At 47.4% G+C, this 14,081-nt stretch carries 14 protein-coding genes; 3 read left to right on the forward strand and 11 right to left on the reverse strand.

Annotated features, from left to right (window positions below; all coding sequences use genetic code 11):
• Positions 1-108: 108 nt before the first annotated feature.
• From tyrA to ACXAH4_RS15210, 4 genes are all read right to left on the reverse strand, one after another.
• Positions 109-1,254: a bifunctional chorismate mutase/prephenate dehydrogenase gene (tyrA, locus tag ACXAH4_RS15195; RefSeq protein ID WP_474882493.1), complete on the reverse strand. Its 1,146-nt coding sequence runs from the start codon at positions 1,252-1,254 to the stop codon at positions 109-111.
• A 30-nt stretch (positions 1,255-1,284) separates the two neighbouring features.
• The gene (locus ACXAH4_RS15200; RefSeq protein WP_474882495.1) at positions 1,285-2,376 is read right to left on the reverse strand and encodes a 3-deoxy-7-phosphoheptulonate synthase; all 1,092 of its coding nucleotides are present in this window, start codon (positions 2,374-2,376) and stop codon (positions 1,285-1,287) included.
• A gap of 236 nt (positions 2,377-2,612) precedes the next feature.
• Entirely contained in the window at positions 2,613-3,128 is a 516-nt protein-coding gene (locus ACXAH4_RS15205; protein ID WP_474882497.1) for a maltose acetyltransferase domain-containing protein, read from the reverse strand.
• A gap of 96 nt (positions 3,129-3,224) precedes the next feature.
• Positions 3,225-5,357 (reverse strand): TonB-dependent siderophore receptor, encoded by a 2,133-nt coding sequence (locus ACXAH4_RS15210; RefSeq protein ID WP_474882499.1) that lies wholly within the window; start codon positions 5,355-5,357, stop codon positions 3,225-3,227.
• Positions 5,358-5,611: 254 nt separating this feature from the next.
• Here ACXAH4_RS15210 and ACXAH4_RS15215 point away from each other — a divergent pair, with 254 nt between their 5' ends.
• The 3 genes from ACXAH4_RS15215 (at position 5,612) to ACXAH4_RS15225 (ending at position 7,671) form a co-directional block, all read left to right on the forward strand.
• Complete coding sequence (locus ACXAH4_RS15215) at positions 5,612-5,941, forward strand: DMT family transporter (protein ID WP_119500791.1); 330 nt, start codon at positions 5,612-5,614, stop codon at positions 5,939-5,941.
• A 147-nt stretch (positions 5,942-6,088) separates the two neighbouring features.
• Positions 6,089-7,057, forward strand: coding sequence for a sensor histidine kinase (locus tag ACXAH4_RS15220; RefSeq protein ID WP_474882500.1), 969 nt, complete (start codon positions 6,089-6,091; stop codon positions 7,055-7,057).
• Between the two features lie 2 nt (positions 7,058-7,059).
• Positions 7,060-7,671, forward strand: coding sequence for a response regulator transcription factor (locus ACXAH4_RS15225; RefSeq protein ID WP_474882502.1), 612 nt, complete (start codon positions 7,060-7,062; stop codon positions 7,669-7,671).
• Positions 7,672-7,750: 79 nt separating this feature from the next.
• On the opposite strand, the gene rplS is transcribed toward ACXAH4_RS15225, so the two are convergent.
• The 7 genes from rplS to ACXAH4_RS15260 form a co-directional block, all read right to left on the reverse strand.
• Positions 7,751-8,110 (reverse strand): 50S ribosomal protein L19, encoded by a 360-nt coding sequence (gene rplS, locus ACXAH4_RS15230; RefSeq protein WP_119500788.1) that lies wholly within the window; start codon positions 8,108-8,110, stop codon positions 7,751-7,753.
• An 18-nt stretch (positions 8,111-8,128) separates the two neighbouring features.
• Positions 8,129-8,890, reverse strand: a complete 762-nt coding sequence (trmD, locus tag ACXAH4_RS15235) for a tRNA (guanosine(37)-N1)-methyltransferase TrmD (RefSeq protein WP_474864411.1) — start codon at positions 8,888-8,890, stop codon at positions 8,129-8,131.
• Positions 8,890-9,411: a ribosome maturation factor RimM gene (gene rimM / locus ACXAH4_RS15240; protein ID WP_119500786.1), complete on the reverse strand. Its 522-nt coding sequence runs from the start codon at positions 9,409-9,411 to the stop codon at positions 8,890-8,892. The genes trmD and rimM overlap by 1 nt, the downstream gene beginning before the upstream one ends.
• A 25-nt stretch (positions 9,412-9,436) precedes the next feature.
• Positions 9,437-9,688, reverse strand: a complete 252-nt coding sequence (rpsP, locus tag ACXAH4_RS15245; protein WP_070174859.1) for a 30S ribosomal protein S16 — start codon at positions 9,686-9,688, stop codon at positions 9,437-9,439.
• A 135-nt stretch (positions 9,689-9,823) separates the two neighbouring features.
• On the reverse strand, positions 9,824-10,711 hold the full coding sequence (locus ACXAH4_RS15250; RefSeq protein ID WP_474882503.1) for a response regulator: 888 nt from the start codon (positions 10,709-10,711) through the stop codon (positions 9,824-9,826).
• Positions 10,692-12,722: an MHYT domain-containing protein gene (locus ACXAH4_RS15255; protein WP_474882505.1), complete on the reverse strand. Its 2,031-nt coding sequence runs from the start codon at positions 12,720-12,722 to the stop codon at positions 10,692-10,694. The genes ACXAH4_RS15250 and ACXAH4_RS15255 overlap by 20 nt, the downstream gene beginning before the upstream one ends.
• Positions 12,719-13,888 carry an HD domain-containing phosphohydrolase gene (locus tag ACXAH4_RS15260; RefSeq protein ID WP_474851119.1) on the reverse strand — a complete coding sequence of 390 codons (1,170 nt, stop codon included), beginning with the start codon at positions 13,886-13,888 and terminating at the stop codon, positions 12,719-12,721. The genes ACXAH4_RS15255 and ACXAH4_RS15260 overlap by 4 nt, the downstream gene beginning before the upstream one ends.
• Positions 13,889-14,081: the final 193 nt, after the last annotated feature.

The raw sequence follows: 14,081 nt of genomic DNA on the forward strand, positions 1-14,081 counted from the left end.
TGTAAAATGACCTTTTAATTCGACGAATTTGAGTTAAATATCATACAAAACAAAAAAGGCAGACAAACGTCCACCTTTCTCTATTAATTAAATATCAAATAAAGATAATTAATTTTTCCTCAACATCTCATCATCGTCGGCTTTTAATAAAAGCTGTTTACTGTCGACAAGACATTTTTTCGCGTAATCTCCGAACCAGCTGCCAATGCGGTTAAACTCATCGATAAATGCCTGTTTATCGCCTTTTTCTAATAACGATAATGCTTGTCCGAAACGCTCATGAAAACGCTTCAGCAACGCAAAGTTATCAGGATTATTGAAGATAATGTCTGCGTAGAGTTGCGGCGACTGAGCGAACAGGCGGCCTACCATTGCCAGTTCAAGACGATAAATCGGTGAGCTGAATACTGTCAGAGTTTCCAGATCCGGGTTTTCACCCTGCAAATGGGCGCCATAAACAAATGTATTGAAGTGGCGCATTACCTGAATAAAGGCCATAGCCCGATCGTGCTCTTCTGCCGTGCTGTGATGAACAGTGGCACCCCAGGTGCGCATTTGCTCAATCAACCACTGATAGCTGGCTTCTCCCCTGCCATCACATACCACCACAACCTGCTTTATCATACCGGGCGCATCGGGTCCGAACATGGGGTGTAAACCCACCACCGGACCTTTGTGGCACGCCAGCATGGTGGTCAGAGGCTTGACTTTAATACTGGTGATGTCAGCCAGCACACAATGTTCAGGCAATGCATCCAGTTGTCTGATCACCGCTTCAGTCAGTGTAATAGGTACGGCAACAATCACCAGATCTGCCCGCGCAAAAAACTGTTCCGTTTCCGGTTTTGACCAGTCGTCTTTTTCTACCACTGCCACCGGATAACCGGACTTTTCAAACAGACTGACGATGACTTTACCCAGCGCACCGGCACCACCGACAATAACAACCTGCTGAATATCAGGATTAATACAGCGGTAGCGGTTATTCTGGGTGTGATAAGACTCACGCATGATCCTGCGCAGTAAATCTTCTGTTAAATCAGGCGATACACCGGCAGCTTCTGCATCGGCACGTCTTGAGGCAATGAGTTCTTTTTCCCGCTCGGGCACATACACAGGCATGCCTGTTTCCGCTTTGATTTGACCAACCTGAGTGGTCAGTTTTGCCCGCCGGGATAATAAAGAAACGAGCTCAGCATCGAGCTCGTCAATACCTGACCGCAACGCGGCCAGTTTACTGGAATGATCCATCATGTTGCGACTCTGAAGAGAGGCGCTGCAGCTTCAGGCTACAGCAGACCGTTTATTTTGGCGCAATGGTAACACAGTTATCAGCTTATCTCTGGTTTGGGTAATAAGCGTATCTGTGGTTTCCCAGTCAATACAACCGTCAGTGATTGACACGCCGTACTCCAGCTCATCAACAGGCACACCATCACCTTTCTGGTTACCGGCATTAATATGACTTTCAAGCATGATACCGATAATCGACTGGTTACCTTCCAGGATCTGGTTAACCACGTTCTGTGCAACCAGCGGCTGACGACGGTAATCTTTGGAGGAGTTAGCGTGACTGCAGTCCACCATCAGTCCGGCAGTCAGACCGGCTTTTTCCAAATCAACTTCGCAATCAGACACACAAACGGAGTCGTAGTTTGGTTGTTTACCGCCACGCAGAATGATATGGCCGTCAGGGTTTCCACTGGTAGTAATCACCGCTACCTGCCCCTGCTTATTGATACCCATAAAGCTGTGACCGGAAGCAGCTGATTTCAGTGCATTCACTGCAATATCCAGGCTGCCGTCTGTGCCGTTTTTGAATCCGACAGGCATAGACAGACCTGATGCCATTTCACGGTGGGTCTGAGACTCAGAAGTACGGGCACCGATAGCACTCCAGCTGAACAGCTCTGCCAGATATTGCGGGCTGATTGGATCCAGCGCTTCTGTCGCAACAGGGATTTCAAGTTCTGCTAACCAGATCAGTAACTCGCGGGCTTTACGTAGGCCGGTTTCAATATCAAACGTACCGTCCAGGTGCGGGTCATTTATCAGCCCTTTCCAACCTGTGGTTGTACGTGGTTTTTCAAAATACACACGCATAACAATGAAAAGGGTATCTTTGCACGACTCATGAAGTTCTTTCAGGCGCAGCGCATAATCTTTTGCTGCGTCGATGTCGTGAATGGAACATGGACCACAGATCACCAGTAAACGGTGGTCACGGCCATGAATAATATCGGAAATAATTTTTCTGGATTCAGAGATAGCCGAAAGGGCTTTATCAGAAACCGGCAATTCTTTAGCTAAATCATCCGGAGTGATCAGTACCTGTTCAGCACTGACGTGTACGTTGTTAACGGTGTCCTTTATCATGAGACTCTCTTCATAAAATAAAATTGGTTGGCCTGCCTGCAGTGACCTTTTGCAAAATTGCCGCCGGCGCTACACGGTATTTTAACTGCCCGCTCACGATGTAAATCTAAGTTTACAGAATATAAAAATCTTTATTTTCGTAGCTCGTTGACTTTTTATCAATTTTTGATAAAGGCCGCAACCACCACCGGAGACTTTTTTGACACCACACCTGCAAAATCGTTCTAAAGACCAGGTCATCGCCTGCCTGCGACTGCGCCGTCGGGGATGACTGTATTGTCTTCTATTACGGTGCCCGGCAGAATTGTTACGCCATTTCCGATAGTTACATTGCTCCCTATCACCACAGGACGTGCCCGTTGCCATCCGGCAAGTCGCTTTTGCGGATCTTTATGATGCTCAACGGTGGCAATAACCACATTATCTCCAGCCCTTACATTATCGCCGGTTTCCACAGAAGCGCCATCAAGAATGGTCAAATAACAACCAGCGGTAAACACACCCCTGCAAGCAATTTGAAAACCGTAATCACAATTGAAGTGACGACCTGTCTGTAAGCCCGTGGCACCGGGAATAAGTTGACTGAGTACTTGTGACTTTTCCGTTCCTGAGAGAACGTCAGCCTGATGACACAGCTTTTTTGCCTGCGCCCTGGCTTGCCTGAGGCCGGCATCATTAGTGAGATACCATTCCCCTGCCAGCATGTTCAGAAATTCAGGATTGTGCTGTAAAAGTGAAGTGCCGTTTTCCATTCAGAAATGCCTGTAAAGATGGGGAAGAGAAAGCCTATCACAGACACAAAAATGCCCGCTACTCAGGCGGGCATTTTGTTACATTGTCAGCAGGAATTAATAATCCCAGCTAACCGTCAGACTGTAGTTTGTCGGTGATCCGTAGAATGCCTGCTCGGTTCTTACTGAGCTGAGGTATTTCTCGTCAGTAATGTTATCCAAATTCAGGCTGAAAGACAGATTATCACTGAAGCTGTAGGTCACATAACCGCCCAGCACAGCGTATGCATCCTGAGTAATACGGCCATAACCTGATGTGAAATAAGTTTCACTCTGATACCGGGCAGACAGACCCATATTAAGCTTTTCATTCCACACAGGTGCATAGTCCGCCAGCATCTTAAAAGTTCGACGGGGAATAAAGGTGCGGGCTTCATCACCGTTCTCTTCATCCATGCTCAGCACAGTTAAGCCACCCTGAACAGATAACTCATCAGTGATTGCACCGGACAGTTCAACTTCAAAACCGTTTGAGTCTACGGTTACACCACGGTACAGCGCATAATTAAAGTCGTCAGAGTAATCGTCGTCATCAACACCGTCACCATCGCCGTATTCGATGAATTCATACAGGTTTTCCTGTTCCGTTCTGAACAGTGCAACAGTCAGCAGGAAGTTGTTTGCGAACTCTTTCTTAACGCCCATTTCATAGCTGCGGCCTTCTGCTGAACCCAGAGGCTGAAGATCTTCATTCAGGTAATACTGTGGCTGATAAATATCGCTGTAGCTGCCGTATACATTCAGGCCTTCCAGTACTTCCCAGGTAAAGCCGATATACGGGCTGCTGCCATCTTCAGTCGTAGAGGTTGACGCGCCCCAGGACTCACCCTCGTTTTCATAGTCAACAAAGCTGACACCAAGCACTAAATCAAGCGCATCGGTAACCGCAAGCTGTACTGAGCCGTAAAAACGGTTTAATGAAATGTCGGTATAACCCGCTTGATAAGGCGCCGCCCATTCAGGCAATGCGACCTCAGTGCCAGTCCACCCCGGTAGCGCAGGCATGACATCAAAACCGCTTAGTGCACCGTAATCCATGTCACTGGTTTCTGCATCAGCCAGGCTAATACCCACATTAAAGGTATGTTCCCGGCCCCAGGCTTCAAACGCACCTTGCAGGTTGTTGTCCCAGATTAACGTTTTGTCTTCAGCATCATATTTACCCGGATAACCCAGCATGCCTAAGCCCGTTTCAGCGTCTAAGCCGGTGTTGGAATAGGTGTAAAATAGCGCAGAGTGATCTTCATAGCGGATGTGATTCAGCTTAGACGTGTATTGCAGATTGTCGTTAATAAACCAGTTCAGTTCGGCAAACGCGGTTTTATTCAATGTATCCCAATAGGTCCAATCCATCGCTGTAGTGGTAGAACGGTCAAAATCAACCTGGGTGCCATCTGAATAAATTAAAGGCACTGCACCCCATGTCACACCGTCACTGTTGTTGTCCTGATGCGAATAGCCGAACATCACAGTCACGCTGTCACTCAGCTGTCCGTCAACGATACCGTAGAACACATTACGTTCATTTTCGTACAGGTTCAGCCAGCTCTCTTTATTTTGATGGGCCACCACCACACGGGCTGCCCAGCTGCCGGAATCAGTCAGTGGCGTGGATACATCAGCCACAGTTCGCATGGATGCCCAGCGGCCCAGTGTAAAGTCAACACTGGCTTCGGTTTCGTTACCGGGGCGTTTGCGCACATAGTTGACCGTACCGGACGGATTACCCAGGCCGGTGATCAGACCGTTTGAACCACGGATAAACTCAACCTTTTCATAAATCGCTGTATCCAGGTCGCCGACAAAAATATCGCCGAAGGGAATGCCCGAGCCGTCAATGTGCATACTGGTGATGTCAAAACCACGGGCATTGAAGTACGTCCGGTCAGTTTCAGACTGGTCGACGTTAATACCTGTCACCTGTTTAAACAGGCTGTTGATATCACTTAAGCGGTAGTCTTCAATCAGATCAGATTCCAGAATCGACAGCGACTGTGGCGTATCAAAGCTGTCCAGACCCAGGCCAGTCGCGCCTGAACTGATACGCTGAACGCGACTTTCAACAATTCGGATTACTTCGATATTGTCTTCATCCGCTTGCGCACCGTTGTTGTCTGCATCAGCATTCTGCGCCTGTACAGCCATTGCCAGCATGATAGGTGAAAGCGCAAAAATGTGCTTTTTAGTCATTGTGAAACCTGCTCTTAACCAAAGTGAAAATTCGGACGACATTATAAAGAGGACATAGCGAATTTCAAATAATAATTATTATCATTAACATTAGATAATCATTATTTATCATGACATTTGTCATCTGACACTGATGATGTTTGTGACTTACAACAGGCAACCGCTCAAGCCATACTGAACAAGCTTCAACATTGAGTACATTTAACCGGCACTTAACCCGCTGCAAGCGCGGCTTGCACAATAAGGAGAACACCATGATTTATGTGTTACTTGCTTGCGCCATTTTCACAGAAGTTGCTGCCACACTTTGTTTAAAAATGTCGGACGGCTGGGAAAAATGGCATTATGGCTCTGCGTCAATTGCTCTTTATGCAATCTCAGGAATGATATTTGCGGCCGTATTAAAAAATATGGGTATTGGTGTCGCCTATGCAATATGGTCGGGAATGGGCATTGCGCTTATTGTCACCGCGTCAGTTGTATTTTGGAACCAAAAATTCGACACTTACGCTGTTGCGGGAATAGTGCTCATACTCTCGGGTACACTATTAATTACCAGCAAATCTGCCGTCGTATTCCAATAAGGAAGGAATTCATCAGTTATGCATGCTGCTCAGCTACCGTTACTGTCGGAAGGATCCAAGAAAAAATGGTCTTACAGTTCATTAATTTTCTCGTTATCTTATTTTGTTCCTCTTTTTTATGCTGAATCAGTTGCTCCCCGGGAGTTAATGATCTTTGGCTGCGGATACATCCTGTTTGTGGCTCTGTATCTGCTTGCCATTCACTGCAAGCTTTCTACCCTGCCCCTGCCCTTGTCGGCTTTGACGGCCCTGTCATTTACCATCAGCTTTTACAATCCGGGAGCGTCTGTACTATTTGGCTTTATTGCATATATTGCCGGCTACTACTACCCGGTTTCCGCCGGTATCGCATTTGTACTGTTTACCGGTTTGTCCTTAACAGGCTTACAATTATTCTGGTTTGATGATCACCTGCTATTTTTTCTCGCTTCATTAATTAACCTGCTTGTACTTTTTTGCTTTGGCGTAATGGAACGTAAGGAAACCCGGAGCCAGCTTAAAGATGCCAGACACGCAGAGTCACTCAGTGCGCTCAGTGCTATTGCAGAAAGGGAACGCATTGGCCGTGACCTCCATGACATTGCCGGCCACGCACTAAGCAGCATGTCACTGAAAGCACAGTTAGCGGGGAAACTCATAGAAAAAGGCCGCACGCAGGAAGCACACCGGGAAGTAAAAGCGCTTGCACATCTTTCTCAGTCTCTTTTAAGCGAGATCCGTCATGCAGTCAGCGACCTGAAAAAACTCAGCGTTTCGGAAGAAATTACCAAAAACACCCGCGCACTCTCTGAACTGGGCTTTGCAGTCAACGCCTCTGTTCACGACGATGCATTTAGCGATCTCAGCGCCTTGCAAGAATCTCATCTCGCGCTGGTCGTAAAAGAAGTATTTACCAATATTTTGCGGCACAGCAAGGGGAATCTTGTGAGTCTTTCAGCCCTGCGGGAAGACGGAATGTTAGCGATAACGATTGAAGATAATGGTAAGCATGCGGTTATTGATGCGGGAAATGGACTGACTGGCATCAGAGAACGCGCCGGCTTAATAGGTGCAGAGATGTCGATAACGAGTGGCGACGCAACAAGGGTCAGACTGACCTTACAGACCGGAGAATAACTATGCAGGCTATTTCGTTACTCATTGTCGAAGACCAGTCACTGGTGCGGGATGCTATCGCCAGTTTACTGGATCTGGAAGATGACATCACAGTCACCGGAAAGTGTGTGGACGGGGAAGCTGCCATCACATGGCTTAGTAACAATCCTCATCCGGATATGATTTTGTCTGACATCGAAATGCCAAATCTGAGTGGCCTGGACATGGCCCGTAAGTTACAGGACTCAGGTTTTGCCGGCACTGTGGTATTTATGACGACATTTTCTAAACCCGGTTATATTAAACGGGCTATGCAGCTTGGTGCAAAAGGCTTTATTTTAAAAGAATCTGACAGTGATTATCTTATCTCAGCGTTAAGGAAAATCAATCGTGGAGAACGTGTCATTGATCCTGAGCTGGCTTTACTGGCATTAGATGACAATAACCCCCTGTCTGAAAAGGAGCGTAAGGCGCTGAAACTCGCCAGCGACGGATTAAAAACCAAAGAAATTGCATCTCAGTTATTTCTGTCAGAAGGCACGATTCGAAATTATCTCTCAGAGTCCATTGCCAAACTCGGGGCAACAAACCGTGTTGATGCAGCCAGAATCGCAGAACAGAAAGGCTGGCTGTAAAGGTTTTTTCAGAAGACACAAAAAAGCCCGCTTAAAGCGGGCTTTTTCATAGTTAACAGTAACGCAAGGATTAGTAATCTTAGTTAAGCTTCTCTTTGATACGTGCAGATTTACCTGAACGCTCACGCAGATAGTAAAGCTTAGCACGACGAACTGCACCACGACGTTTAACTTCAATAGAAGAAACCGCCGGGCTGTGTGTTTGGAACACACGCTCTACGCCTTCGCCGCTTGAAATTTTACGTACGGTAAAAGACGAGTGAAGACCACGGTTACGCTTAGCGATAACAACACCTTCGTACGCCTGAAGACGCTCTTTGTCACCTTCAGTAACGCGAACTTTTACTACTACTGTGTCACCTGGACCAAATGCAGGAACATCAGCTTTGAGCTGTGCTTGCTCAATTTTCTTGATGATATCTTGACTGACTTTGCTCATCATATCCTCTCGTCCTAGTTAACTGTCATCTTGCTGCAACTGCGACTTGAATACTTCAAGAAGACGCTGCTGCTCCTCAGTCAGAGCTAGGTGGTTTAATAACTCGGGGCGACGCTGCCAGGTTCTGCCCAGCGATTGCATCTGTCGCCACTGTCTGATTTTTTCGTGATCACCGCTCAACAACACAGGAGGAACCGCTTTACCGTCGAGTACTTCAGGCCGCGTATAATGCGGACAATCCAGTAACCCGTCGGTGAAAGAATCTTCAATGGCAGAAGCCTGATGACCGAGTACACCCGGCACCATTCTGGCTACTGCATCCATGAGCACAAGCGCTGGCAGTTCGCCGCCGCTTAGCACGTAATCCCCTACTGACCATTCTTCGTCAACATGGGCCTCAATGACGCGCTCATCGATTCCTTCATAACGCCCGCAGATAAAAATCATGCGGTCGTTAGTGGCAAGGCGTTTAACCCCTGCCTGATCCAGCTTTTTACCCTGTGGTGATAAGTAAATCACCTTTGCATGTTCACCGCCGGCTTGTTTCGCCGCGGCGATGGCGTCAGTTAAAGGCTTCACCATCATCAACATACCCGGACCACCGCCATAAGGGCGATCATCGACGGTACGATGACGATCGTGTGTGTAATCACGTGGGTTAAACATGTCGACATCCAGAATGCCTGATTTCACAGCCCGTCCCACAACGCCTTGTTGCATGAAGGGTGCGAACATATCAGGAAACAAACTGATAACGCCGAACCATTTCTCCGCAGTCACTAGAACCCCGGGTCCCAGTCTACCGTAATTACACTTGCAGCCTTATCTACCGATTTAATGACGGAGTCCATCACATACGGCAATAATCTTTCTTTTTGACCAAATGCGTCATTCACTTTGGCGCGGACCTGCAAAACGTCATTTGCGCCAGTGTTAAACACATCTTTCACCACACCCAAATCGTAACCTTGCGTAGTTACGACCTGCATGCCGGTGAGCTCCCGCCAGTAAAATTCACCTTCACCAAGTTCAGGTAACTGGTTTTCGTTAATTGCGATGTCCAGATTCTTGATGCGCTCTGCGTCATCACGACTCTCTACACCGACAACTTTCGCCACCAGACTTTTACCGTGGGGTCGCCACTGATCAATCCGGTATTCTTTACCATCACTGAGTTGCCACGGTGAATAGTCAAAAATACCTTCTGGTACATCAGTAAAGCTGTTGATCTTGACCCAACCTTTCACACCATACGATGCCCCGATCTTGCCAATAATCACTTTGTCAGACGCTTGACTCATCTTTACCTACCAGATTAAGGACAGCTTACGCTGCCGCTTTTTTAGCTTCTTTTACCAAGCTGTTAACGCGCTCAGATAAGCTCGCGCCAACACCAACCCAGTATTCAACACGCTCAAGATCTAAACGCAGACGTTCTGCCTGACCTTGTGCAGTTGGGTTGAAGAAACCGACGTTTTCGATGAAACGACCGTTTCTTGCGCGGCTGCTGTCAGCCACAACTACTTGATAAAATGGACGCTTTTTCGCGCCACCACGCTGTAAACGAATAGTAACCATAGTTGCCTCAAACTCGTTGTAGCGTTACCGTTAACTTACCTCGTTGAAAGCACTGAAAAATCAGCGCCAACAAGAAGGCCGCGGCATTATACGGATCTACGCTTTAATTGCAAGTTTAGTGATGAAAAAAGCGCCTCAGGACACCTTTTCCGATACGGTGTGGATGATGGGGTAAGGTAAGTTCCACATATGCAGCATAAATAACAATGCCTGTCGGGGTGAAACTTTTGCCGGGATGGTCACACCGGCCAGCAAATCCTGTTTCAACGCCATGATCATCAGAACCAGTGCATTAAGGGGGGTAGCATGGTCTTTGCACCGGGAAAGTGCCTGTTCCAGCCTGGCGCCAACTGCAGGGTCGTTTAATAAACCCGGCAGCCGCATCATTAACTCAGCGGTGAACAACAACGCATAAAACTGACTCTCCCCCAGTGTCAATTTCAATGATGCATCCTTGAAATCACTGTAATCTCCCTGCCCGAAAAAACGTTCTCCACAAAGGGACACGGCCTTTTTCATATTATCATTAATGTCAGGCCGTACAGATGCAGTGAGCTCGCACAAATTGGAATTGACGCATTGCATGAACTGTTTCAGCAAGGTAAAAGAATTAAACAAAGGCGAACTGGCTGCCATCGACTGACAAGCAGCACTATCCGGAAATGTCTGATTCACTTCCTCAACGGCACGTAAATGCTGGGTCAGCAAACCATGTGAGCAGGGTTTCGTAAACCAGCAGTGAGACACCTGACTTCCCTGCAGTATTAAACTCTCATTCGCCTGGCCTGATAACACGAAACGACTGATCACCGGATTGCCTTCGCTCACTTTCTCAAGAAATTCAACACCGTTCATCACCGGCATCATAATGTCGGTAATGACCACATCAGGCGTATCTGACGCGATAGCCTCCAGCCCTTTTTGCGGCGAGTCAGCAATACTGATTTTCCAGCCGGTCTGATACAACGCCCGTTTAAGGCCGTTGAGCACCATTTTTTCATCATCAACAAAGAGTATTTTCATCACTGAGCTCACTTTCAACGGTCTGCGGGTGTTCCACCGGTAAAACAATTTTAAAGGTAGTACCTAGTCCAATTTCACTGTTAACTAATATCTGGCCTTTGTGCTTTTCTATAATCACTGCATAGGCCAGTGAAAGCCCCTGCCCTGTTCCTTTACCGGGCGGTTTGGTCGTAAAAAACGGTTCAAAAATGCGTTTGCATACCTCTTTGCTCATGCCTGTTCCATTATCGGTAATCTCAATGATCACCGTGTCATCCTCAGGATACACACGCACCTGAATCAAACCTTTTTCCATCCGTTCGCGGCCAAACTTTTCTTCTACTGCATGGGCGGCATTTACAATAAAGTTGAGTACCACCTGATTCACTTCGTCTCTGCTGCAGGTCACCAGCGGTACGTCTTCAGAAAACTCCGCTTCGAGGTCGGCCACATAACGCCATTCCCCCCGCGCAACGGTAATAGTTGAGGAGATCGCTTCTTTCAAGTCGACCTTATGCATTTTTTCGTCACCGGAATGGGAAAAAGACTTCATCGCCCCGACGATTTTTGCAATACGCTGCAAACCTTCAACCGACTGATCAAACGCCACTGGTATCTCGTCAATAAGGAACTCAATATCTTCACCCTTCATCAGAGCTTCAAGTTCTGCTCTTATTTCAGCCTGTTCGGCTTCATCCTTACTGTTGAGAAACGCATGAACGGTTTTCATCACAGAAATGCCGGTTTCAGATGCGCCCTTTAAGAAGAAGATATTGTCTGACACATACTGCGTCGGAGTATTTATTTCATGAGCAATACCGGCAGCAAGCTGGCCGATGGATTCCATTTTCTGTGCCTGCCGCAACTGGTCTTCCAGCATAAGTCGTTGGGTGATATCACGGATAACCACGTTGAACAGATGCATGTTCTGTATAACCACGGTCATAGGAGAAAAATTCATTTCGCAATGGAAGGTAGTGCCGTCCGACCGTTTACCGTCCAGTTGCATGACATGTTGTTGCTTCCCTTCTTCACCGTCTCCTGTGAGTAGCCGGATGTCGAATCCGGGCAGAATTTTTGTAATATCCTCGTTGCGCAACTGGTCTGCATCTTTATATCCGAACAAACTGAGTCCGACAGTATTCACGCCGGTAATCCGGCCATTTTCATTGACCACCAGCAAGCCGTCAGCCAGGTTCTCCACGATGTCTTTCTCTCTGGCAGCGCTGACTTTGGCTGTAAGCTCAGCAGCCTGTAAACGCTTGTCGAAAATTGACCCCAGCAGCGTTGTTGCAAAAATGACGAATACCAGTGTGGTAATAGCCAGTGCGAGAATGGCTGGTTCAGCGTGGCCCCCGGTCTCTGAGGGAATAAATGTTACTGGCAAATAATAATGCACCGCATACATTGCCACATAGTGCATGCCCGCGATGGCCATGCCCATCACCATGGCACAGCCCACCAATCCTAATTGCCCGCGAATGTTTTTACGCTGTATGTAAATCACCATATAAATGGCAACCATCGCAAACAGCCAGGCGCAAACGATGGAGAGTAAGAAGAAGCCAAAATCGTAGGTCATGGCAGCTTCAGTCTCCATAGCTTCCATGCCTGTGTAATGCATTGCCCCGATCCCGATCGCCAGACTCAATGAACTCAGTTGAATATTGGTAAAGGTGAATACTTGTGTCGCTATGAGTTTCGCAGCGATATAAGCGCCAACAATGGGTGGCAATATAGACACCATGGTCAATGCCACATCAAATGACATGCCGATAGGTAACATAAAGGCGAGCATGCCGGTGAAGTGCATCGCCCATACCCCTAACCCAAATGTCACACTGCCAAACCGCTTCCATTGCCGTCTTGTTGACAATAATTCGGTTTGCCACATCCGTTTTAACACGACAATTAGCGAGTAGGCCGCCAGTGTTGAAACGAGCAGAGAAAGGAAAAGAATAAAGTGATTATAATGACCGTTTACTTCCGTATATAACGCCGGCTCCGGCGTAATAAACCTCCAGAAAGTCATACTGCAATATCCTCCGCATTTCCGGCGTCACCGTTGTCTTCCAGATACACTCCGATCATCAGTGCAGGACTTAACGCACCACTTTGTATGCATACAGTGAGGATCTGTTTGAGTGTAGTGGTTACTACCTGCCCTTCTCTGGCCAGTTGCTTTCCGGCGTTGGTCGCGATTTTTTCTGATATCACCATACCGGGTTCAATGGACGATACCGGCACAGACATCAAATCGGATTTGCGCAGCAACATTCGGGTAAAGACCGACAAAATTTTGCCGTCGTACCAGCGGGCATCTGTTTCCAGCCGGCGTAATGCATCCACCGTGGACATGCCTGTCTCCCGTGCCCTGATAAAATCATTAACCACTTTAAGCATTCTCGCTCCGAAAGGAATGTCTGCACCTTGTACATCGTCAGCGGGGACACCTTCCCCGTTAAAGCACTTGTCCTGATAGCGGATGTTCCTGGCTACCGCTTCAAAGCGGGGAATTTTTTCCAGTAAATCGCTGGCCAGACTGGCGTGTTGTTCAATCAGTTCATTTTCAGCCGCCGTCAGCTTGCTGGTTTCATACTGGTCGGCCAGTACGCCCGGCAATAGAATCGTTCCCAACTGTGATAACTCAGCAACGGGTTCCAACATCCAGCTTTGTTTTAGCTTCAGTTCCCTTGCGAGCTGAAGCATGTACATTTTCAACTGTACATTGTGTGCTGCAGCCTTCGGATTCACCAACTCCAGGACTTCAGCCAGAACACTGACAATGCCTCTTACTGTCTGATTCAACAGGCCCTTTTCTGCCATAATCAGACTATGTTGATGAAATCCGGCTTCTATAACCCGCTTCAGTTCAACAACAGAACAGGGTTTGGTGAGAAACCTGAAAACATCCCCCTCGTTTACTGCATCTATGGCTGTTTGCTGATCGCCGTTACCGGTAACCATAATTCTCACAGTGTCCGGATAGAGACGCTTTACTTCCCTTAGCAGCGATAAGCCATTCATATCCGGCATAGTCATGTCAGTGACAAGCACGGCATAATGATTTTCTGCCATCAGTGCCAGCGCCGCTTTACCGCTGTTTGCCACATCAAAAGCAAGTTGCCCCCGAAGATTGCGCCGGAAAGAATCGAGCACATTGGCCACATCATCCACCAGTAGTGCTTTGTTTTGCATGGAGGCTCCCGGAGACGGTTCACTTGTTTAACAAACACAGAACCTGACTGACTACTAAAAATACCTTTTGCTGTTGTTTAACTATGGTCAATCTCCGGTGAAATTCAAATTATGGGTCAGAAATTTATTGTGTTTTTGGTCTTGCTGAATGACGAAGTGGTCTTATCCGGCAATCCTGATAGTTAACTGTGGC

The sequence above is a fragment of the Alteromonas sp. ABV2_168 genome (assembly GCF_056161165.1).